The sequence below is a fragment of the Devosia nitrariae genome, assembly GCF_030160115.1.
Taxonomy (GTDB): Bacteria; Pseudomonadota; Alphaproteobacteria; order Rhizobiales; family Devosiaceae; genus Devosia; species Devosia nitrariae.
The window spans coordinates 1-20,583 of the sequence record NZ_BSNS01000014.1; the positions used below are offsets into that span (position 1 = coordinate 1).

The following is a 20,583-nucleotide window of genomic DNA, read 5'->3' on the forward strand; positions in this document are numbered from 1 at the left end:
GCAAGGTGGACTTGCCGCAGCCCGAAGGCCCGACGAACACCACGAACTCGCCGGAGTCGATTTCAAGGTTCACCTCGTTCAGCACCGGCACCGCGCCGAACTGCTTGGAGAGGTTCTCAATCCGGATGGTCGACATGTGACGATCTCCTCATTGCGGTGCACGCGTTCACTTCTGGCCCGCCAGCTGACGGCCCTCTCCGCTGGGCCAAGGGACTTCCGCCGGCGGCGCGCGTCCGAGCCGCGTGTGCGTCAGGTCGGCGGGTCCATGCGCGGGCAGGCCCATGCGCTGGTACTGGCTCTCCGGTGCCTCATTGGCCCGCATCAGCTCGAGCATCAAATTGATCATCCGCAGCTCGATCTGCGGGTCCTCGAGCGGGTGCTCCTGTCCCGGATCGGTTTCGAGATCGAAGAGCAGCGTGCCGAGCTCGAAGGCATTGCCGGCACCGAACGGCATTCCGGGAATGCGCAGGACCGGCACGTCCTGGGTGAACGGGAACCCCTCGATGAGCTCGGCGCGCTTGAGCTCCTCTCGCGTGAACTGCCAGCGCATATGCGTGGGCATCAGCGTGTGTTCGTCGAGCGGCCGGTTCGAGGCGTCCCTGGGCGCGCGCATATAGACATAGCGCCCATCGGTGACGTTCACATGCATGCCGAAGGCGCCGAACAAGCCCGCCTCGCGCACCGGCGTGTCGCTGGCGACGGTCTGCCCAAGCGCGTGGCCCTCCATGCGCTCAGTCGGTGCGACGCCGAAATAGTCGAGCAGGGTCGGCCCGAAATCGATGGTCTGCACCAGGGATTTGCGCCGCTGCCCCTTCGCCTTCGCCCGCGGGTCCCAGATGAACAGGGGCGTGTGGATGTTCTCGTCGTACCAAGGCTGCACCATCTTGGCCCACCAGCCGTGCTCGCCGAGGAGGAATCCATGGTCGGTGCAGACGATCAGCATGGTGTCGTCCCAGAGATCGAGCTCGTCCATCATGTCAATGACGCGCCCGAGCGAAGCGTCGCACATCGATAAGAGCGCCGAATACTGGTCGCGCACATGCTGCACCGTTTCGGCCGTCTCGGTGACGCGCCCGTAGGTCGGCCAATCGAGCTGGGGGCCGTCATAGGGCCTCGCATAGTGAGCCTTGTGCCGATCGTAGGAAAAGAACGGCTCGTGCGGATCGAAGGTCTCGATCTGCACCAGCCACCGGTCGCGATCGGCATTGGTGCGCACGAACTCGATGCCGGCATCGAAGACGCGGGTCTGCGGATGGTCGGCCTCGTTCTCAAGATATTGGCGGTTGATCCGGTCCTGGCGGTGGAGCGCCGCATGGTGGTCCGTGGCCAGCGTTTCGCCGGGCGCCGGCACCCGCCCCTTCCAGCGGTCGCCCTCCTGGCCGCGGAAGAACTCATAGGTGTCGAAGCGGTTGTGGTAGGTCGAGCCGCCGTCTTCCCAATAGTGCTGGTGATCGGTGATCATGTGCGTATAGACGCCGGCTTTGCGCAGCATTTCCGGCACGGAGTCGTCGAACGGCTCCAGCGGCCCCCAGGAGCGATGCAGGAAGTTGTAACGCCCGGTCTGCAGCTCGCGCCGGGCCGGCATGCAGGGCATGCTGCCGGCATAGCAATTGTCGAAGGTGACGGCCTTTTCGGAAAGCCGCTGGAAATTGGGCGCGTGGATCCAATCGCAGCCATAGGGCGGCAGGAACCGCCGGTTGAGGCTGTCGAACATGACCATGATCGCCTTCATTGGTGACTCCTCGGCGTAACAAGACCCTGGGCGCGAAGCCCGCGATTGTGTTGATGAGCTGGCAGCGGCCGCAGGCCCCGCGACTTACTTCAGGGCGCCCGAGAGCGCTCCCGACTGGAAGAATTTCTGGATCAAGAGGAAGAGGACGACGATCGGCACGCTGATGGCGAGGACGGCAGCCATCAGCAGCGGCCACTGGGTGGAATTCTCCTGGAAGAACACCGTCAGCCCCAGCTGGAGCGTGCGCATGTCATTCGAATACGTGACCACCAGCGGCCAGACGAAATCGTTCCACGCCGCCTGGAAGGCAAAGACCCCGACCACCGCGACCGCGGGCTTCACCAGCGGCGTATAGATCTCGAAGAAGATGCGGAATTCGCTGGCCCCGTCGATGCGGGCGGCATCGCCGAGTTCCGCCGGCAGCGAGATATAGAACTGGCGCATGAGGAAAATGGCGAGCGCGGAAACGATATGCGGCACCATCACCCCGGGCAGCGTGTTGAGCAGGCCCTGCCCGCCATTGCCGAGGATGTCGTTACCTCCGGTCAGCGGCACATGCGAGACCATGACGAAGAGCGGCACCAGCGACACTTCCGGCGGCACCACCAGCAGCGCCACCAGCAGCAGCAGCATCAGGTTGCGGCCCCTGACCGGGAGCATGGCCAGCGCATAGCCGGCCGCGCACGAGAGAACGACCTGGGTGATGGTACAGGTGATGGCAACGACGGCGCTGTTGATGAAGAAGCGCAGGAAGTCGGCGCTGAGGAACGCATCGGCGAAATTGGAGAATTCGAGGCGCGAAGGCCAGGCGCCGATCCATTCGCCATGGGGCGTCAGGGCCACCATCACCGTATAAGCCATCGGCACGGCATAGAGCGCGGTGACGACGAGGGCGATCGCATGGAACGCGGCCGAGGCCGTGATCTTGGGGTCGATGCGCGGGGCCGCGCGGCCGCGTCTAGTGGCAACAGTCATCACGAGACCTCCCGTTTCGGGCGGAGCACGAAGCGCAGCACCAGCGACAGCACCACGACCAGCAGGAACAGCATCACCGCCATGGCGCAGGCCTTGCCGATGGAAAGGTTGGTGAAGGCTTCATCGTACATGAGATAGACGATGGTGCGGGTAGCGTTGACCGGCCCGCCGCGCGTCATCACGTAGGACTGGGTGAACATCTGCAGCGCGCCGAGGAACCAGGTGATGGCAACGAACGCCACCACCCCGCGGATGGTCGGCAGGCTTATGGTCCAGAAGCGCTGCACCGCATTGGCCCCATCCATCTTGGCGGCCTCGAGCAGGTCCGAGGGTACCGACTTCAGCGCCGCGAGCACGATGATCATGAAGTAGCCGAGGTTGCGCCACATGCTCATCACAACGATCGAGGGCATGGCCCAGGCGGGATCCGAGAGGAAGTAGATCGGGCCCCAGTCGATCGCCATCAGCGCCGAGTTGATCGGCCCCACTGCCGGATCGAGCAGCAGGTTCCACACCAGCGCGACGACCACATAGGAGGCCGCCTGCGGCAGATAAACGATGGTGCGCATCACCGGGCCGCCGAAGAGGTAGCCATTAAAGAGCGCCGCAACCAGCACCACGACGACGATGCCGATGCCGACCTGGCTGACGGCAAATGAGAGCGTGTTGCGCAGCGACTCCCAGAAGACCGGATCGCGCAGGATCGCTTGATAGTTGGCAAGGCCCACCCATTGCGGCGGCGCCAGCAGCGAATAATTGGTCAGGCTGAAATAGAAGGCGAGGAGGAGCGGCACCACCGAGGTGAGGATGATCGCCACGGCCGCCGGACTGAGGAGGATCTCCCCCGCCAGCCGCTGCCGGCGCTCGAGATCGTGGGTGAAGGGGCGCGCTTGCGGCCGCGCCCCCACGTCACTTCCCATTACCGCAACGCCGTCAGGCCGCATTGATCTCATCGATCTTGCGGTCGAGATCGGCAAGGATCGCCGCCTCACCGCCGCTCTGGCGGATGGCGGCCTGCATGGCGATGTTCACCTGCTGCTGGATCTGCAACAGGTTCGGCGCCGTCGGCAGCGCCCCGGCATATTGCGTCGCCTCGACGAAGCCGCGGTCGACATTGGCGAGATAGGGTGCATCGGCCTGGTCGGTGCGCGCCGGCAGCCCGCCCCAGAGCTCGGCGACCTTTGCCGATTGCTCCTTTGAGGCGATGAACGAGAGCAGCGCCCAGGCGCCGTCCGGATCGGCGGTGTTGGCGCCAATGCCGAACTTGTTGATCCAGGCGATGGTCCTGGGTTCGCCGCCGGCATCGGCCGAGAGTGGCTGGCCGGCAACGATATATTGCTGCACCTCGGGCGCGTTCTGCGCCGCGTTCGCGGATTCGTTGGCACTGTTGTAGGCCATCGCCGCCCTGCCTTGCACCATCGGCCGCGGGCCCGTACCCTGGTAGACGAGATTGGGGTTGGCGAGCCCCTCGGCAAAGAACGACACCAGATATTCGAGCGCCCGCATGCCGGGCTCGCTCGAAAGCACCGATTTGCCGCTCTCGTCGAAGAACGAACCGTTGGCCTGGTAGAGCATCTGCGAGAAGGTCTGCATCAGCCCGACGGACGTGTCCTGACCGGAAAAGAACGGCGCATCAAGCGGGCCGCCCTCACTCTTGGAGAGCTTGATGGCAAGCGCCTTGAACTCGTCCCAGCTGGTGGGCAGTGCGTCGGCGCCGACGCCCACTTGTTCGAGCATGTCGGAGCGGTAGACGGCGGTACGCACGTCCGCATATACGGGCAGCGCATAGGAGCGGCCGTCATAGGTGCCATCCTGCAGCATCGCCGGATAGAACTTGTCGGTATCGTCCCAGGCGGCCAGGCGTTCGTCGATCGGCAGGAACGCCCCACGCGAGGCGAGGGCCGGCGTCATCACCTGGCCCATCATGGTCACATCAGCCATGGTGCCGCTGGCAGCGGCGGTCAGCAGGCGCTGAAAGGCAGAACCCCAGTCGGACTGGCGCAGCTCCACATCGTAGCCCGTCTCGGCCTTGAATTCGGCGAGGGCCCCCTTCATCCACTCGGTGGCCTTCTGGTCCGGCCCCAGCACCATGATCGACAGGAACTTGTTCTGCGCCAGGATGGCCGGGGCATAGATACCGGCCGCAAGGCCGGCCGCACCGGCCGCGGCCCCTTTCAGCACCGAACGGCGGCTGAACTTTGCGTTTTTGATGGACATCGTTTCTCCTCCCACGAATGTTTGTAGGGGACGTCCATCGCAAGCCATTCCAGGCGGCCTCTCCGGCTCGCCCTCTGCGGGACGGTTGGTTGCCGGCGGCGTGCGGACGGATGGCGGGATGGCGCTTTCCCTCTCCTCGCTGAAAATCTATCCGGCAGGCCCGATAAGCGATAATAGCTATTGTTACATCATCGATATCCGTTAGTTATGACCCATGCGCCTTCTCGTCTCCCGGCATCTCGAGAACTTTCTCGTTCTCTACGAGATGCGCAACATGCGCGCCGCCGCCGAGCGCAAGGGCATTACCCAGCCGGCCCTGACCAAGAGCCTCAGGACCCTCGAGGACGAAGTCGGCAGCGATCTCTTCAAGCGCACGGCTAAAGGCCTGGAGCCGACCGAGGCGGGCGAGGCGCTCCACCGCTACGCCCACGCCATCGACCAGGAAGCGCGCTTTGCGACCCTCGACGTCCAGCGCTCGACCATCGAGGCCAAGGGTCTCCTGCGCATGGGCGTCGGCCCGGCCCTGGCCGTCAGCAGCCTGCCGCGCGTGCTCGTCGACTTCTACGAAAAGTTTCCCAATGTGCAGGTCAGCGTCGAGACCGGCATCACCACCGTCCTTATCGAGGAGGTGATCCGCGGCGATCTCGACGTGATGATCAGCGCCCGGCCCGATCGCCCGCTGCCCGAGCACTTCGCCGCCGTGCATCTCTTTTCCAATCGCATGCTGGCCGTCTGCCGGCGCGATCACCCGTTGCGGCAGCGGGCCCGCGTCACCATCGAGGATCTCTGCCAGTACCGGCGCGTCGGCTTCCTCGATGACCACGATTTCGATATCAACGCGAAGAAGACCTTCGGCAGGCGCGTCGAAAACCTGACCGCTGCCATACGCACCAACAGCGTCTCGGTCATGCTCGACGTGCTGGCCGCGACCGACCATTTCGCCATCGTCAACGAAATCATGGTCCCCCGGGGGAAGGCTCAGGGCCTCCTGCCCCTCACCGTCGACGACCCGCTCTGGGTCATCCACATCGAATTGATCTGCAAACTCGCCTTCATCGACTCCCGCCCGATCAAGACCTTGCTGCGCGCCTGGAACGCGCGGACCCTGGTGCCTTCGACACACTGAAACCCTCTCCAGATGGAGCCATACGATGCCGATCTCGCGTGGAAGACCAAACATCGTCCTCGTCCTGATCGACGACATGGGCTGGCAGGATCTCGGCTGTTATGGCTCGACCTTCTATGAAACGCCCAACATCGATGCGCTGGCCGCGCGCGGCACGCGGTTTACGCAGGCCTATGCGGCGGCGCCAGTGTGCTCGCCCACGCGGGCGAGCCTGATGAGCGGGAAATATCCCGCCCGCGTCGGCATCACCCAGTATATCGGCGGCCATGGTGTCGGCAGATTGGTGGATGTGCCTTATTTCCACGGGCTGCCGGAAAACGAATTCTCGCTGGCGCGCGCCTTGCGCGAGGGCGGCTACCGCACCTGGCATGTGGGCAAGTGGCATCTGGGGGACGCCCGGCACGGACCGGAGCGGCATGGGTTCGACGTCAATATCGGCGGCTGCGCCCTGGGGTCGCCCACGACCTATTTCAGCCCCTATGCAATCCCGACGCTTGAGGACGGGCCGCCGGGCGAATATCTGACCGACCGCCTGACGGACGAGGCGATCCGCCTCGTCGAGACGGCCGACGAGCGGCCGTTCTTCCTCAATCTCTGGCACTATGCGGTGCACACGCCACTCGAGGCCCCCGGCGACCTCATCGGCAAATACCAGCGCAAGGCCGCCGCGCTCGGCCTCGACACCCACGCGATCGTCAAGGCCGAGTCGATGTCCGCCTGGCATCTCAGGGGCAAGCATGTCGAACGGCGCACGGTGCAGTCCGACCCCGCCTATGCAGCGATGATCGAGAATCTCGATGCCAATATCGGCCGCCTCGTCGCCGCGCTCGATGCGGCCGGAAAGCTGAACGAGACGCTGATCGTCTTCACCTCCGACAATGGCGGGCTCTCGACCTCCGAGGGTTCACCCACCTGCAATGCGCCGCTCGCCGAGGGCAAGGGCTGGATGCAGGACGGGGGCGTGCGCGTACCTTTCATCGCGTGTCTGCCCGGCGTTGTGCCGGCCGCACAATCGCCCCTCGCCTTTTCGACACCCGACATCTATCCGACCCTGCTCAGCGCCGCCGGCCTGCCGGCAAGGCCGCGCCAGCATGTCGACGGCGTCGACCTCTGGGCGCAGTGGCGGGGGCTCAGCAACGCCGGCCGCGGAGCCCTGTTCTGGCATTATCCGCACTATTCCAACCAGGGCGGCACCCCGGGCGCGGCCGTGCGCGAGGGCGACTTCAAGCTGATCCGCTGGTTCGAGGACGGACGCCTTGCCCTCTTCAACCTGGCCGAGGACATCGAGGAACGGCACGACCTGTCAAGCGAGCGTCCCGACCTCGTCGAAAAGCTTGGCCTGCGCCTCGACGACTGGTCGCGCGACGTTATGGCCCTCGTCCCGCAACCCAACCCGCACGACTATTTTCCCCCGGAAGGGATGTGATCCCTTCCCTCCTCGGGCGCGGAGCCTGTCCTCGGGGGCTCCCGTTGTGTGATTCAATCAGAACGGGAAATGCTCTGGATGACAGTTGGCGGCGGTTGGGCAGGCCGATCGATTCGGCGGCCAACGCCCCGATTTCGGTGTTGACGCGTTGGGTGAGTCCTCATCGCCCTGGGCTGCATCGCGTGAAATACTGCCAAATATCTCTGCGCCGGCGCTTCGGCCAGCATCCTCAACCTCTCATGTCGCCCCGCGAGGCTGGTGACCACCCTCCTTTCTCTCCTCGTGGGAGAAAGGTGGCGCGCGACAGCGCGAGGCGGATGAGGGGGCCTTGCGCACCCCTCACCCCGTCAACGCTCTGTTCAGAAAAACCCCTTCGGCGTCTCGCCCTTCAGGAACGGCTCGATAAAGGCATGCAGCAGGTCGACCTGGGTGATGACGGCCGTGTGCGACGTCGCCGGCAGGACCGCCAGTCGGGATTCGGGCAGCGGCTCGCCCATGTCGCCCATGATACCGCCGCCGAGCAGCCGCAACATCGCAACCGCGTGCTCGAGCGTGTTGACGTCCGCATCGCCGGTGATGATCAGCACCGGCGTGGTGAGCGCAGCAACGTCCTCTTCCCAGGCCATGGGTTCGTGCTCGAGCGCGATCAGCTTTTCGGCCAGGGCCGGAAAGCCCTCCGGGTCGGCGGCGAGTTGGCGATACTCCTCGGCGAACGGCATTTCGACGATCATCTCCACCGTCATCTGCGGGATCGCCTCGGTGAACGCCGGCTGCCAGCCCTCGAGGTCATAAGCGACAGAAGCGGCAGCGAGCTTGTTGACCCTCTCCGGGTGGCGGATGGCGAGCTGCAGCCCGGCGATCGCGCCCATGGAGTAGCCGAAGACGTCGGCCTTTTCGATGCCGACCTCATCCATGAACGCGGCCACGTCATCGGCAAGGTTCTGATAGGTGATCGGCCGGTCGATATCGGTCGTGCGGCCGTGCCCTTGCAATTCGAGCGCATAGACCTTGTGGGTCTCGGCGAGCCTGGGGATGATCTCGCCCATGGTCAGGATGTTCATATAGGCGCCATGCAGGACGATCAGCGGATCACCCTCGCCCGAGACCTCGTAATACATCTGCATGCCGTTGACATCGACGCGCGCGCCGACGGGTTCGGATGAGGCGGAATCCTGCGCCAGCGCGGGGGCTGCCGACGCGGCCACCAGGGCGGTGGCGATGGAAAGAAGCGTCTGCCTCAACATTTCTGTCTCCTGGAATGGCCTTGAGTTGACTGAAAGACTAGACCCAGGCGATTTTGTCGCAAACGACAAAACACGGGCAGAAACGGTCATGAGACGGCATGTTGGTTTTGTTGTCCATCCGGGCTTCCAGTTCCTTGACGTGATCGGTCCCACAACCGCCTTCGAGCTGGCGTCCCGCTACGTCGAAGAGGGCTACGATCTGCAGATCCTCGCCCCCGTCGCAGGACCGGTGCAAAGCTCATGCGGGCTCAGGCTCGATGCCGGGCCGCTGACGGCTGAAGGCCTCGACACCATCATCGTCTCGGGCGGCCAGTTGGTGTGGGATATGGAGGCTTTCGGCTCGATCGTTGCCTGGCTGGTGTCGGTTCGGCCGCGCCGGCTCGCCAGTGTGTGCTCGGGCGCGTTCCTCCTCGCCGAAGCGGGGCGGCTCGATGGACGCGCCGCAACCACGCACTGGGACAGCACCGAGCGCTTCCGTCGCAGCTATCCGCGGGTGCGGCTCGACCCCGACCGAATCTACACGCGCGATGGGGATATCTGGACCTCGGCTGGGATATCGGCCGGTATCGATCTGGCCCTGGCGCTGATCGAGGACGATTTCGGCGCGCCGCTCGCCCGCCGCACCGCCCAGCACCTGGTCGTGCACAGCCGCCGCCCCGGTGGCCAATCGCAATTCTCGGGCCTCATCGAACTGGGCGGACATTCGGGGCGCTTCGAGGCGCTCATGGCTTGGGTCAAAAGCAATCTGCATCTGCCGCTGACAGTCGAGCAGTTGGCGGATCGGGCCGCGATGAGCCCGCGCAACTTCTCCCGGGCGTTCCTGCGCGAGGTCGGGACGACTCCGGCCAAGGCCGTAGAGCAATTGCGCCTGGAAGCGGCGCGCGATGCCGTCGAGGCCGGCTTCGGCTCGTTCGACCAGATCGCCCGCGAGGTGGGTTTCGGCGACGCCGGCCGGATGCGCCGCGCCTTCCTGCGCGCCCTCGGTCAGCCGCCGCAGACGCTGCGACGGTCATCGCGCATGGACGGCGCATCGGCGGCGCCGTGAACCCGCGCCGGATGACTTCCTGCGGAAGTTGAGGCGTCGTGCCTCACACGGCCTCACCCCACCAGCCCCAGCCTCACGAACAACTCCGCCGGCGCCCCTGCCGCGGCCAGCGTCTCGCGCATCAGCGCCGTCATCCGCCGCGCCTCATCCGGCGCGCCTGCGAACAGGTTGTTCCGCTGGCCGGGGTCGGCCTTGCGGTTGTAGAGCAGCGGTTCGCTGTCGAGCGGGCGGCGGTCGCCGGGGCGGTCGGCGGTGAAGGGGATTCGCCACTGCGGCATGTCGACTCCCGGAATGAAGCATCCGTGCTCGATCGGCTGGTCCGGCGCCATGATCGTCGTCGGCACCATCGTGGAGTAGGCAAAGACCGGCATCGATCGGTCAGGCGGCTGGATCAGCGTCCACTCCCCGTCGGTGCAGCAAAGCCCTTGCCCGAAGGTGCCGTAGAGCAACGCCTCTCGCCCGTCCCCGTCTTCCGCGATCATCGGCAGGATCGAGCGCGAATGCGTGCCCGAGGGCAGGGTCACGCCCGCCGCATCGAGTACCGAGCCGAAGATGTCGAGCGTGCTGGTCAGCCCCTCGATGGCCCGGCCGATGCCGGGGAACCTCGGGTGCCAGACCAGGAGCGGAATGTTGGCATGGCTGTCGAAGTGCGGGAACTGCTTGCCGAAGCCATGGCGGTCGGCAAGGTCGTGCCCGTGGTCGGTGGTGACGATGATCATGGTGTCGTCCCAGAGCTCCTGGCTGTCGAGCGTCTCCAGCAGTTTGCCGAACCAGCGGTCGGTCATGGTGAGCTTGGCTCCGTATTGGGACCGCACGAACGCGATCTCTTCCGGAGACGCCTGCGCCAGGAACTCCGCCTGCTTTGCCGCGTCCTGGTAGGGCGGCCAGAGGGTGAAGCGGTCGCGCGCCGTCCCGTCGCCATACATCGAGGCATAGGGTTCGGGCACGTCGAAGGGCTCGTGGACGTCGAAGGATTCGACCTGCAGGAAGAACGGGTTCCCCTGCTTGTGCGCCGTCAGCCAATCGCTCGACGCGCTCATCACCTTGGCCGGGAAGAAGTCCCGCTCGTCGCCGAACTGCGCGATGTTGGAATAGTAGCGGTGGCCGTAACCCGGGCGCCACTTCTCGATATTGCGCACCCATTGCGGCAGCTCCGCCTCGGGCAAGAGCGGCTTCCAGAAATCGAGCTCGTGTCCGCGCACGAACTCGGCCCCCTGGAAGCTCTGCACGTAGCCGTTCGCCGATTCCTCCCAGTAGTGGTAGTGGTCGGTGACAATGGCGGTGGTGTAGCCGGCCTGCTCGAGGAGCTTGGGCAGGCGCAGATCGAACGGCTCGAGCGGCCCCCATGGGCGCCACTGCATGTTCATCACCCCGGCAAAGATCTCGCGCCGCGCCGGCATGCACGGCAGGCTGCACACGAAATGGTTGTCGAAGCGGAAGGCCCTGTCGGCGAAGGCCTGCAGGTTCGGCGTCGCGAATTCGGTGCCGCCATAGGCGGAAAGGGCCGAGCGGTTCACGCTGTCGATGAGGACGAGGATGATGTTCATGGGGGTTATCCCACTCCGAAAAACTGGGGGTTGGACGAGGACACGGCGCGCTATTGCTTGATCGATCCGGCCGCCAGGTCCGAGACGAGCTTGCGCTGCAAGAGCATGAACAGCACCAGCGTCGGCAGGGTGGAGATCACCGAGGCGGTCATCACCAGGTTCCATTGCGTGGTGTATTCGCCAAAGAACCCGGCAAGCCCCACCGGCACCGTCTTGTTGGCGTCCGAGGTCATCAGCGTCAGCGCGAAGAGGAACTCGTCCCAGGCCGAAACGAACGCATAGACGGCAACCACCACCACGCCGGGCCAGGCGACCGGCAGGATCACCCGGAAGATGATCTGCAGCGTGTTGGCCCCATCGATGCGCGCCGCCTCGTCGAGCTCGCGCGGGATCGTGTCGAGATAGCCCAGCAGCATGTAGATGGCGAAGGGCAGGTTGATGGCGGTGTAGGAGATGACGAGGCTTATGGGATTGTTGATGAGCCCCAGCGCGAAGAATGTCGCATAGAGCGGCGTGATCAGGATGACGAAGGGAAAGAGCTGCGTGGCGATAACGAGGATCAACAGCAGCTGGCGCCCGGCGAACCGCCGGTTGCGCGAGAACCCGTAGGCTGTGATCAGTGAAATGGAAACCGCCAGGACCGTTGCGATGGTGCAGACGATCAGGCTGTTGCGCAGGTAGGTGGGAAACGGCGAGCCGTCGAGCAGCGTGAAGTAGTTCTCCAGCGTGAAGCTGGTGATCAGCTGGAAGGTGCGGGTGAAGATCTCCGAATCCGGCCGGAACGAGATCAGCACCACCCAGATGAACGGGAACGCCAGGATCAGCAGGATCCCGATGCCGAAGCTGGCAACGGCAAGATCGGCAAGGAATCGCCGGGGAGATGCTGCGGTCATCGCCATCTCATTTCTCCCCCTTCTCGCGGAAGATGACGAAGAAATAGACCAGCGCGAAGACGAACATGATGACGCTCATCACGACGCCGATGGCCGCGCCCGTACCCATTCGATAGTCGACGAACGAGGTCGTATACATTTGCGTGGCCAGCACCTGCGTATAGTCGCCGGGCCCGCCGCGGGTGGCGAGCCACACATAGACGAAGTTGTTGAACGTCCAGATGGTGGTCAGAAGCGTCACCACCGCGATCACCGGCTTTAGCAGCGGCAGCACGATCCGCGTTTCGATCTGCCAACCATTGGCCCCGTCGATGCGCGCAGCTTCCCGCAATTCGCTGGGGATCGACTGCAGCGCGGCAAGGAAGGTGATGACGACGAAGGGCAGTTCGCGCCAGATCAGCATCGTCTCGACCGCGCCCCACACCGTCGAGGTCTTGGCGAGGAACGGGATGCCCTGCTCGATGAGCCCCGTCCCCACCAGCAACTGGTTGACGGCGCCGTAGCGCGCATCGAGCAGCCACTTCCAGGCCGCCACCGCCACCACCGGCGGCGTCACCCACGGGATCAGCACCAGCGAGCGTACCAGCCAGCCCAGCCGCCATCGCCTGAAGACAGTGGCGTTGAGCAGAAGCGCCAGCAACAGACCGAGGACGAGACGGATCACAACCGTCACCGCGGTCAGCGGCACGGCAGTATTGTAGAGCGCCTGCCCGGTCGACGGGTCGCTCAGCACCTCGGCAAAATTGTCGAACCCGACCCAGCGCCCCTCCTTGCCGAGATCGAAGAGGCTGAGGTCCTGGAAGGCGAGCGCCACATTGTAGATCGCCGGACCGGCAAAGAAGAAGGCCAGCACCGCCATGGCCGGCAGCACCAGGGCATAGGGCTCGAGCCGGGCGCCCCATGGACGCGCCAGCCTCGCGGCCGGCGCGTCGGGGAGAGGTGTCGTCATGGTATCCGATGACGCCTTCATTTGGATCAATTCTGCCCGCGCGCCAGGAGGTCCTGAAGCTCGGTGAGGATCGCCTTGCTCGCCTCCTCGGGGCTGCGCTGGCCCGAGAACACCGCACCGAACTCGCGGTTGACCAGCGCCGTCATCGACGAGACGGCGATCGGCGAGGAGATGTAGCGCTCATAGGTCTGCGCCACCGGCATCATTTCGACATAGCCCGCTTCGCTCTCGGGGAAGTCGAGTTCGGCTACGAGGGACTTTTGCGCGGGATACTGGTTGTAGGTCGCAAACGTGTCCGGCCCGAGGAGGTATTGGACGAATGCCCAGGCTTCTTCGGGATGCTCGGTATTGGGGTTGATGCCGAGCGCACGCCCGCCGAGATGCGAGATGCGCTTGACGCTGCCGGCCGGGATCGCGGCCGTCATCAGCGGCACATCCGCCTGCGCCTCGGCCGCACGGAAGGTCTGCGGCGGAAAGAAGGTGATGGCGCAGTCGCCGCGCCCAAGCCCGCCCACCAGTTCCGGATCTCCCCAGCTGTTGACGGTGATCAGGCTTTCGGGCGCCGAGCCGGAGGCAAAGAAGTCGTTGAAGTAGGTCATCGTCGCCGTAAGGTCCTCGACAGTGGCGACGATTTCCCACTGGCCCGGCGCCGTCTCGTCGATGAGGGTCGAGCCGTTGCTCCATAGGTAATAGTTGACCAGCATCCACATGCCGCTGTCGGGCGAGCTGCCGGCCGGAAAGCAGAAGCCGAACTGGCCGTCGCCGGTGGTCAGCGCCTCGGAGGCGGTGGCGAGATCCTCCCAGGTGTCGGGGAATTCGAGGTCCGCGCCTTCCAGGAGGTCCGGCCGGTAGGCCATGGCGAAGGTGTCGGACGTCCAAGGCACGCCGTAGACCTTGCCGTCGAGCGTCGCCAGGTCAAGCGCGAGGAAATCGTCCAGTCCCGCGCCCGGCGGCTCGGCCGCGATCAGCGGGTCGAGCTCGAGCAACAGGTCGGAGCGGGCAAGGTCGCGCGTCCACACGAACGCCAGGTGCTGGATGTCGGGCCCGGCCCCGGCCGGAACCTCGCGCGCCAGCTGCGCCAGCGTGTCAGCGCCCGACATGGTTTCCATGCGCACCTGGATGTCGGGGTTGGCGGCGTTCCACTTTTCGATCGCGGCAACGAGCCCCTCGGTTTCGGTCGGCGGGTCGAACTGGCGGAACACCAGCTCCACCTGTTCCTGCGCGATGGCCGCGCTCGAAAATCCGGCAAGGGTGACAAGGCATGTCGTTGAGAGCGCCAGCCGGCGCCAGTAGTCCTTCTTCATTGCTTCCTCCACTGGGCGCATGAAGGCGCCTCAAGCCGCGCGCACGGTGCGGCGGCTGCTCGAACTCCCGACACCGGCAGGCTATGCTATGCGTATTTTGGCGGAAGTCTCGTCCGGGCCGTCATCGCCGAGGCAATGCTCCGGAACCATAATTCCTTGTCGCATACCGGTCTCACCAATATTGAGAACACCGGGCGCTATGGACGTCAAATGCAAAGCTTCTATATGATATGCGTATCTTGCATGCCCTCACGGAGGAGCGGATGCGCGAGCTGCGCCAGTTCGTAGAGGTCGCCAGCCGCGGCTCGATCTCGGCGGCGGCCAAGCACCTCAACATCTCCCAGCCGGCGCTGTCGCGCGCCATCCACAAGCTCGAGGAAGGTTATGGCGCGCCGCTGTTCGTGCGCAACGGCGCCGGCGTCGAGCTCAGCCCCTATGGCTCGGCGCTCTATAGCCGGGCGGTGCGCATCCTGCCGGCCCTCGACGAGGCCCGTGAGGAGATCGAGCAGTTGCAGGGCCGGGCCAAGGCCGCCATCCGCATCGCGACCGGCGACCTCTGGGGTCTCGTCATCCTGCCGGAGGTGACCCGGCAGTTTGCACAAGCCCATCCCGATGTCGTTGTCCATGTCGAGATCGCCGACGAGGGCACCCGCCTCGAAGGCCTGCGCAACGGCGTCTACGACCTCGTCTTTGGCACCTTCTCCTCGCGCTACGGCCCGGTGGTCGAAGTCGAGTTCGAGCCGATGGTGCGCCAGGCAACCTACGTCTATTGCGACAAGAACCACCCGCTCGCCAACAAGGGCGTCGCCAGCCTCGACGACCTCCTCGCCCAGCGCTGGATCAGCCCCGGCTACGAGGACGATGCCGGCCCCGGCAAGCTCGCCCGCCACGCCCGCGACTTCGCCGTGCGCGTCGACACCATCCTCAACGCCCTGCTGCTGCTGCGCCACTCCCCCTTCGTCATGTCCGCCTCGAGCGGCTTCGTCTCGCTCTTTGCCGATTTCGGCATCGTCACCATCGACATCGACGACCCCGGCGAAAGCGACGACTCCGGCGTCATCTACCCCGCCCGCTCCCTCGATCGCCCGATCGTGCGCGATTTCCTGCGCCGTGCGCGCGAGCACGCGGCGCAGGTGGATTTGCCGAAGATGGTGTGAGGGCGGGCCGACCGGTGACGTCTGGCTGGAGCGCTTCAGACACCATTTTTGCTGAAACCGCGTCAATTCAACTTAGTCCTCACGTTCCGATCCGCGTGGCCGATGCTTGCCCAGGTACTGTGTGGTCGCATCGTCGGCCGGAAAGAAGGCTTCTATAGCCAGTTCCGATAGCAGCACGTCTCTTGGGGTGCCGAAGACGGTCGTCGTCGAGATGAACGACAGGGTTCCGCCCGCGGTTTTGAGCCGGAACGGCACCAGCACGCTGGCAGAACCGGGTGCGTTGGTCTGGCTCTCGCCATAGGCCAGCAATTCCGCCCGCAAGCGGACCAATACATCATCGCGTGTCGCAGCGATCTGCCGGCTCAGCCGATGGAGCAGGTGGTCACGCCATTCGCTGAGGTTTTCGATCAGGGGAGCCAGGCCATCGGGATGGAGGCTCAGGCGAAACACATTGATCGGCGGTTCGAGCAGCTTTGCGTCGGCGACTCCCGCGAGCAGGGGACCAAGGGCGGCATTGGCATGAAGGAGCTGCCAATGGCGGTCGATGGCCAGTGCTGGATAAGGCTCATGCCCCTTCAGGATCGCGCGCACTGCCGAGCGCGCTGCCTCCATTTCGGGGTCATCGAGGTCCCGCTCGGAATAGGCAGGAGCGAAGCCCGCGGCGAGCAGTGCGGCGTTGCGCTCGCGCAGCGGGATATTCAGCCGTTCAGCCAGATGGATCACCATGTCGCGGCTGGGCCTTGCCCGTCCCGTTTCCAGGAAGCTCAGATGGCGCTGCGAAATGTCGGCCTCGAGTGCGCAATGGAGCTGGCTGAGATGATGCCGCTGCCGCCAGGCGCGAAGGTGATCGCCGACACTGACTGCCATCTGCTGTGTCATCTGTAATATGCTCCTGGTGCCAATAGCCTTCAGTTTAGCAATATCGGGACGCCGCGGCGCGAGTGCCCCGGCGTCCGCCTGGTCGCCGCCTGTCAATCCTGGGTCATGTATTGATCCCAGAATCCCGCGGCCGGTTCGATCTGCTCGACAATGTCGACCAGGATACCGGCGGGGTCACGGGTCATGAACCGCCGCTGTCCCCATTTCTCGTCGGTCAGGGGGTGGACGATCGGCGCGTCACTGCCCTTGAGCCGGTCGAACACCGATGCTGCATCGCTGACCTCGATCGTGAGGATCATGCCGAGGCCGTTGAAGGTTTCGGGGCCCGGCGGATTGGAGGGGTGGTCGGGATGCATGAAGGCAAGCGTTGCTCCACGCGTACCGTCTTCACCCGGACCGACGAGATAGACGAACCAGCTGGCTTCGAAGGCCACCTGGAAGCCGAAATGGCTGACATAGAAGTCCCGCGCTTCAGCGAGAGCCGGGGTGGTGATGAGCGGATAAAGGTCGCGAACCTTCATTGCAGGTCCTCCATGATTTGCGGGAAGATCGGTTTGTCCAAGGGCCGGCATGGCGGCGAAGAGGGCGAATGCGGTTGCCAGAAAAGTGCGGCGGCCAATTACGTCCACCAGTCCCTCCTCACGCAAAACCTGCCGGACGGCGCGGGCCCGCATTGAATTCGGCTAACCCCAGCAGGGCCACGACCAGGGCCTGAAGGATCAGGAAGCCGGTGCCAAGAAGGTTGGGGCCTGTGACGGCGACCAGGGCGAGACTCCCGGCCACCCAGGCAGCATTGCCGAGGATGACGAGCCAGACACCGGCAGTCCAGGGGCGGACCTGACGGGCCAGGACCGCCATGAAGAGGGCGATCGGCAGAAGCACGCATCCTGCGATAAAAAGCAGGTCCTGCGGCAGCACCATCAGCGCCGACAAGGCGGGTGCCGACAAGATCAGCACACTACCCATCAGCGCGCAGGTGAGAGCATCGAAAGCGAGGATTCTGTTGAGCGTCATTGCTGGTCTCTAGGTTCGTGATGGCGGGATTTGACCGTGGATCGGAGGGCAATGCGATTACGTTGCAGGTAATAAGGATGGCTATTCGACACGCTGAAGACGACGAGTTCTCTGAAGGTCTGCGTCCTGGCCGCTTCTTGCGGACGCAAAGGTCGGTGATCATCACCGTGCCGGCGATGAAGCCGAGGCTCCAGCCGATACCGGCCTGTCTTGTCCCCCTCCCGTGCTGGGCGGATCGAATGACCGCAGGCTGGGAAGTTTCGTTTGGCTCGGCTAAGTTGCCGCTGATTTGGGCCGGCACCTTGCCGCCAGCCAACAGTCAGCAGGGATTTGGCAGCAAGACGGTGTCGACTTCTGCCCGAAGAGCCATCCCGATCTTGCAGTGGAGCATAGCGTGACCAACGCGGGTGCCGACTCGTCGTCCGCCAAAGAGCAGTCCACGGTCCTCGGACCGTTTCGTCACCGGACCTTCCGTCTTCTGTGGATCGTGACGCTCGTGTCGAACCTTGGGGGTTTGATCCAGGCCGTGGGCGCGGGGTGGCTGATGACCACTCTGACCGATTCCTACAACATGGTGGCGCTGGTCCAGGCCTCGACCACTTTGCCCATCATGGTGTTCTCCCTCGCCGCGGGGGCGCTGGCTGATAATTTCGACCGGCGGATCATCATGATCGTCGCCCAGGTCGGCATGGCGCTGGTCTCTGTTCTTCTGGCGGTCCTCGGCTTCATGGGCCTGCTGACGCCATGGCTTCTGCTCACGTTCACCTTCCTCATCGGATGCGGGACGGCCTTGTTCAACCCCTCCTGGCAGGCATCGATGGGCGACATCGTGCCGAGGCACGACCTGCCGGGAGCCGTGACGCTCAACAGTATGGGCTTCAACATGATGCGCAGCGTCGGGCCGGCCATCGGCGGCCTCATCGTTGCCATTGCCGGCGCCGCGGCGGCGTTCGCGCTCAATGCGGTCTCCTATCTGCCGCTCATCTGGGCCCTGTCGCGCTGGAAGCCGGAGCGTGCACCCAGCCGTCTGCCCAGCGAGCACTTCGGCAGCGCCATGTGGGCGGGGATCCGCTATGTCTCCCTCTCGCCCAATCTGACCACCGTACTGCTGCGCGGTTTCCTCTTCGGCTTCGGAGCCGTCAGCATCCTCGCGCTGCTGCCCGCGGTCGCCGCCAGCTATGCGGGGAGCGGCGCACTGATCTACGGCGCCCTGCTCGGCTTCTTTGGCCTTGGTGCCATCGGCGGCGCCCTGCTCAACGCGCGCATCCGGGCGCGCTACGGCAACGAAACCATCGTGCGGGTGGCCTGCGTCGCGTTTGCGGTGTGTTGCCTGGGTCTGGGCCTCAGCCGGCATCCGCTTCTCAGCTTTGTCCTGCTGATGCCCGCCGGCGCCGGCTGGGTTTTGGCGCTATCGCTGTTCAACGTCTCGATCCAGCTTTCGACGCCGCGCTGGGTGGTCGGGCGGGCCCTCTCGCTCTATCAGACGGCGACATTCGGCGGCATGGCAGCGGGCAGCTGGTGCTGGGGCGCGGTTGCCGATGCCTCGGGCCTCACCTGGTCGCTGGGTCTGGCAGGCGCCGTGCTGCTTGGTTGCGCGATTGCGGGCGTGCGCCTGCCGCTGCCCCGGTTCGGTTCGCGCGACCTCGACCCGCTCAACACCTTCAACGAACCGATACTGAAACTGGAACTCCAGCCGCGCAGCGGTCCCATAATGGTGATGGTCGATTATCAGATCGATGAGGCCGATATCCCCCGGTTCCTCGCCTTGATGGCCGAACGCCGGCGCATCCGCATCCGCGATGGCGCGCGGCAATGGGCAGTGCTGCGCGATCTGGAACGGCCCGAGATCTGGGTGGAATCCTACCATGTTCCCACATGGGTGGATTACGTCAGGCACAATCTGCGGCGCACCAAGGCCGACGCCGAGAACACCAGCCTCCTGCGCAGCCTCCACCGCGGCAGCGAACCCCCGCACGTTCATCGCATGATAGAGCGGCAAACCGTGCCGACGAGCGAGGATCTCGTCACGCGTCAATCGACGGAGCTTTAGGAGCGTCTGAACGCCGAAGCTACCGATTGAGGTAACCCACCATCCACAACTTCCGCCGCCGGCCAGGGTCGTAAAGGTAGTACCCGGCAAACAATGGGTCCTAACCGCTGATCAACCCGGCATTTCGCTCAAGGCGACGCATCTTGCCAACATACTCGAGCAGCCAATCAGGCCAATTGATGGTCATGCCGTTGCAACCCATTTCGGCTGCGGCGATCATCTTCTCGCGGCTCGATATGCCTGAGCTTCGCGCCTCGATCCCCAGGCTGTGTGCCAGATCGATCAGTTCGCGGGATTGGTTGGCTGAGTTGAGGGTAATCATGGAAAAGCCGTTGGCGACACATTGCTCCACGGCGCGACGCGGATCGGTGCGCAGTAGCTCTTCGGGCGCCCAGGCAATGCGCAATCGAGGCTCGCGCAGCTTGGCCCGTCTCAAGCCCTCCTCATCGTCTATCGAAAACAGAAAAGCTCTGTCCGCCAACCCCCGAGTCTGAAGAGCTGCGACCACGGCCTCAGGCAGCCCGGGCATCGGTTTCTTCAACTCGATATGGTAGGTGAGCGATGGTCCGAAGGCGTCCAGCAACTCCTCCAGGGTAATCAGCCGTTCGCCCGCATAGTCGCGATCCCACGAGAGTTTTGGGTCATGCCACGACCCGGCATCGAGCTCCAGGAGCTGAGCCAACGAATAATCCTCGGGCAGACCAGTTCCGCTGGTGGTCCGTTCGAGCGTGTGATCATGGAAAAGCAAAAGACGCCCGTCGCGGGTAAAAGCGACGTCGGTCTCGACCTCAGTAGCGCCCATTTCAACCGCACGACGAAAGGCAGCCATCGTGTTCTCTGGGGCGTAGCCGCTTGCCCCACGATGCGCGATGATCCTGAACGGATCAGCAAGTTTCATGACAATGGCCCTCCTTGACCGCGAGGGTATTGCGTTGTCTTCCGCCCATCAACGGCGCTCCGCCAGTCTGCTCAGGGCCAATGGCAGTGCTCACTCGGCCGCGCCGGCAGAGGACGTTCGTGCGTGA

Annotated in this window: 19 protein-coding genes; 5 read left to right on the forward strand and 14 right to left on the reverse strand. The window is 64.6% G+C overall.

What is annotated here, in order from left to right; translation table 11 throughout:
* The 5 genes from QQK18_RS15560 to QQK18_RS15580 all read right to left on the reverse strand — a co-directional run.
* The coding region (locus tag QQK18_RS15560) for an ATP-binding cassette domain-containing protein (protein ID WP_284341326.1) at nucleotides 1–136 on the reverse strand (136 nt) is incomplete at its 3' end.
* A 30-nt stretch (nucleotides 137–166) separates the two neighbouring features.
* Nucleotides 167–1,732, reverse strand: a complete 1,566-nt coding sequence (locus tag QQK18_RS15565) for a sulfatase (protein ID WP_284341279.1) — start codon at nucleotides 1,730–1,732, stop codon at nucleotides 167–169.
* Nucleotides 1,733–1,816: 84 nt separating this feature from the next.
* Nucleotides 1,817–2,707, reverse strand: a complete 891-nt coding sequence (locus QQK18_RS15570) for a carbohydrate ABC transporter permease (RefSeq protein ID WP_284341280.1) — start codon at nucleotides 2,705–2,707, stop codon at nucleotides 1,817–1,819.
* Complete coding sequence (locus QQK18_RS15575) at nucleotides 2,707–3,627, reverse strand: carbohydrate ABC transporter permease (RefSeq protein ID WP_284341281.1); 921 nt, start codon at nucleotides 3,625–3,627, stop codon at nucleotides 2,707–2,709. The genes QQK18_RS15570 and QQK18_RS15575 overlap by 1 nt, the downstream gene beginning before the upstream one ends.
* Nucleotides 3,628–3,640: 13 nt before the next feature.
* Complete coding sequence (locus tag QQK18_RS15580; protein ID WP_284341282.1) at nucleotides 3,641–4,924, reverse strand: extracellular solute-binding protein; 1,284 nt, start codon at nucleotides 4,922–4,924, stop codon at nucleotides 3,641–3,643.
* A gap of 214 nt (nucleotides 4,925–5,138) precedes the next feature.
* On the opposite strand from QQK18_RS15580, the gene QQK18_RS15585 reads away from it, so the two are divergent.
* Both QQK18_RS15585 and QQK18_RS15590 read left to right on the forward strand, forming a co-directional pair.
* The gene (locus tag QQK18_RS15585) at nucleotides 5,139–6,050 is read left to right on the forward strand and encodes a LysR family transcriptional regulator (RefSeq protein ID WP_284341283.1); all 912 of its coding nucleotides are present in this window, start codon (nucleotides 5,139–5,141) and stop codon (nucleotides 6,048–6,050) included.
* 25 nt (nucleotides 6,051–6,075) lie between these two features.
* Nucleotides 6,076–7,476, forward strand: a complete 1,401-nt coding sequence (locus tag QQK18_RS15590; RefSeq protein WP_284341284.1) for a sulfatase — start codon at nucleotides 6,076–6,078, stop codon at nucleotides 7,474–7,476.
* Between the two features lie 359 nt (nucleotides 7,477–7,835).
* Here QQK18_RS15590 and QQK18_RS15595 read toward each other — a convergent pair whose 3' ends face one another.
* Nucleotides 7,836–8,720, reverse strand: a complete 885-nt coding sequence (locus tag QQK18_RS15595; protein ID WP_284341285.1) for an alpha/beta fold hydrolase — start codon at nucleotides 8,718–8,720, stop codon at nucleotides 7,836–7,838.
* Nucleotides 8,721–8,808: 88 nt separating this feature from the next.
* Between QQK18_RS15595 and QQK18_RS15600 the strand changes: the two genes are divergently transcribed.
* The gene (locus QQK18_RS15600; protein WP_284341286.1) at nucleotides 8,809–9,765 is read left to right on the forward strand and encodes a GlxA family transcriptional regulator; all 957 of its coding nucleotides are present in this window, start codon (nucleotides 8,809–8,811) and stop codon (nucleotides 9,763–9,765) included.
* A gap of 53 nt (nucleotides 9,766–9,818) precedes the next feature.
* Here QQK18_RS15600 and QQK18_RS15605 read toward each other — a convergent pair whose 3' ends face one another.
* From QQK18_RS15605 to QQK18_RS15620, 4 genes are read right to left on the reverse strand one after another with little or no spacing between them, the layout of a single operon-like run.
* Entirely contained in the window at nucleotides 9,819–11,312 is a 1,494-nt protein-coding gene (locus QQK18_RS15605; protein ID WP_284341287.1) for a sulfatase, read from the reverse strand.
* 50 nt (nucleotides 11,313–11,362) lie between these two features.
* Entirely contained in the window at nucleotides 11,363–12,211 is an 849-nt protein-coding gene (locus QQK18_RS15610; RefSeq protein ID WP_284341288.1) for a carbohydrate ABC transporter permease, read from the reverse strand.
* A gap of 1 nt (nucleotide 12,212) precedes the next feature.
* Entirely contained in the window at nucleotides 12,213–13,154 is a 942-nt protein-coding gene (locus QQK18_RS15615) for a carbohydrate ABC transporter permease (RefSeq protein ID WP_284341289.1), read from the reverse strand.
* A 26-nt stretch (nucleotides 13,155–13,180) separates the two neighbouring features.
* Nucleotides 13,181–14,458 carry an ABC transporter substrate-binding protein gene (locus QQK18_RS15620; RefSeq protein WP_284341290.1) on the reverse strand — a complete coding sequence of 426 codons (1,278 nt, stop codon included), beginning with the start codon at nucleotides 14,456–14,458 and terminating at the stop codon, nucleotides 13,181–13,183.
* A gap of 263 nt (nucleotides 14,459–14,721) precedes the next feature.
* Here QQK18_RS15620 and QQK18_RS15625 point away from each other — a divergent pair, with 263 nt between their 5' ends.
* Nucleotides 14,722–15,615: a LysR family transcriptional regulator gene (locus tag QQK18_RS15625; protein ID WP_284341291.1), complete on the forward strand. Its 894-nt coding sequence runs from the start codon at nucleotides 14,722–14,724 to the stop codon at nucleotides 15,613–15,615.
* 72 nt (nucleotides 15,616–15,687) lie between these two features.
* Here the strand turns inward: QQK18_RS15625 and QQK18_RS15630 are convergent, their stop codons facing one another.
* The 3 genes from QQK18_RS15630 to QQK18_RS15640 form a co-directional block, all read right to left on the reverse strand.
* Nucleotides 15,688–16,494: a helix-turn-helix domain-containing protein gene (locus QQK18_RS15630; RefSeq protein WP_284341292.1), complete on the reverse strand. Its 807-nt coding sequence runs from the start codon at nucleotides 16,492–16,494 to the stop codon at nucleotides 15,688–15,690.
* Between the two features lie 92 nt (nucleotides 16,495–16,586).
* A complete protein-coding gene (locus QQK18_RS15635) occupies nucleotides 16,587–17,015 on the reverse strand; it encodes a VOC family protein (RefSeq protein ID WP_284341293.1) in 429 nt (142 codons plus the stop codon).
* Between the two features lie 118 nt (nucleotides 17,016–17,133).
* On the reverse strand, nucleotides 17,134–17,508 hold the full coding sequence (locus QQK18_RS15640; protein WP_284341294.1) for a hypothetical protein: 375 nt from the start codon (nucleotides 17,506–17,508) through the stop codon (nucleotides 17,134–17,136).
* A gap of 394 nt (nucleotides 17,509–17,902) precedes the next feature.
* On the opposite strand from QQK18_RS15640, the gene QQK18_RS15645 reads away from it, so the two are divergent.
* The gene (locus tag QQK18_RS15645; RefSeq protein ID WP_284341295.1) at nucleotides 17,903–19,558 is read left to right on the forward strand and encodes an MFS transporter; all 1,656 of its coding nucleotides are present in this window, start codon (nucleotides 17,903–17,905) and stop codon (nucleotides 19,556–19,558) included.
* A gap of 100 nt (nucleotides 19,559–19,658) precedes the next feature.
* Here QQK18_RS15645 and QQK18_RS15650 read toward each other — a convergent pair whose 3' ends face one another.
* Nucleotides 19,659–20,456: a glycerophosphodiester phosphodiesterase gene (locus tag QQK18_RS15650; RefSeq protein WP_284341296.1), complete on the reverse strand. Its 798-nt coding sequence runs from the start codon at nucleotides 20,454–20,456 to the stop codon at nucleotides 19,659–19,661.
* Nucleotides 20,457–20,583 lie beyond the last annotated feature (127 nt).

Bases quoted from the DNA above. Each gene is read 5' to 3' on its own strand.
- QQK18_RS15565 (WP_284341279.1), bottom strand. From the start codon at position 1,732: ATGAAGGCGATCATGGTCATGTTCGACAGCCTCAACCGGCGGTTCCTG.
- QQK18_RS15570 (WP_284341280.1), bottom strand. From the start codon at position 2,707: ATGACTGTTGCCACTAGACGCGGCCGCGCGGCCCCGCGCATCGACCCC.
- QQK18_RS15575 (WP_284341281.1), bottom strand. From the start codon at position 3,627: ATGGGAAGTGACGTGGGGGCGCGGCCGCAAGCGCGCCCCTTCACCCAC.
- QQK18_RS15580 (WP_284341282.1), bottom strand. From the start codon at position 4,924: ATGTCCATCAAAAACGCAAAGTTCAGCCGCCGTTCGGTGCTGAAAGGG.
- QQK18_RS15585 (WP_284341283.1), top strand. From the start codon at position 5,139: ATGCGCCTTCTCGTCTCCCGGCATCTCGAGAACTTTCTCGTTCTCTAC.
- QQK18_RS15590 (WP_284341284.1), top strand. From the start codon at position 6,076: ATGCCGATCTCGCGTGGAAGACCAAACATCGTCCTCGTCCTGATCGAC.
- QQK18_RS15595 (WP_284341285.1), bottom strand. From the start codon at position 8,720: ATGTTGAGGCAGACGCTTCTTTCCATCGCCACCGCCCTGGTGGCCGCG.
- QQK18_RS15600 (WP_284341286.1), top strand. From the start codon at position 8,809: ATGAGACGGCATGTTGGTTTTGTTGTCCATCCGGGCTTCCAGTTCCTT.
- QQK18_RS15605 (WP_284341287.1), bottom strand. From the start codon at position 11,312: ATGAACATCATCCTCGTCCTCATCGACAGCGTGAACCGCTCGGCCCTT.
- QQK18_RS15610 (WP_284341288.1), bottom strand. From the start codon at position 12,211: ATGGCGATGACCGCAGCATCTCCCCGGCGATTCCTTGCCGATCTTGCC.
- QQK18_RS15615 (WP_284341289.1), bottom strand. From the start codon at position 13,154: ATGACGACACCTCTCCCCGACGCGCCGGCCGCGAGGCTGGCGCGTCCA.
- QQK18_RS15620 (WP_284341290.1), bottom strand. From the start codon at position 14,458: ATGAAGAAGGACTACTGGCGCCGGCTGGCGCTCTCAACGACATGCCTT.
- QQK18_RS15625 (WP_284341291.1), top strand. From the start codon at position 14,722: ATGCGCGAGCTGCGCCAGTTCGTAGAGGTCGCCAGCCGCGGCTCGATC.
- QQK18_RS15630 (WP_284341292.1), bottom strand. From the start codon at position 16,494: ATGACACAGCAGATGGCAGTCAGTGTCGGCGATCACCTTCGCGCCTGG.
- QQK18_RS15635 (WP_284341293.1), bottom strand. From the start codon at position 17,015: ATGAAGGTTCGCGACCTTTATCCGCTCATCACCACCCCGGCTCTCGCT.
- QQK18_RS15640 (WP_284341294.1), bottom strand. From the start codon at position 17,508: ATGACGCTCAACAGAATCCTCGCTTTCGATGCTCTCACCTGCGCGCTG.
- QQK18_RS15650 (WP_284341296.1), bottom strand. From the start codon at position 20,456: ATGAAACTTGCTGATCCGTTCAGGATCATCGCGCATCGTGGGGCAAGC.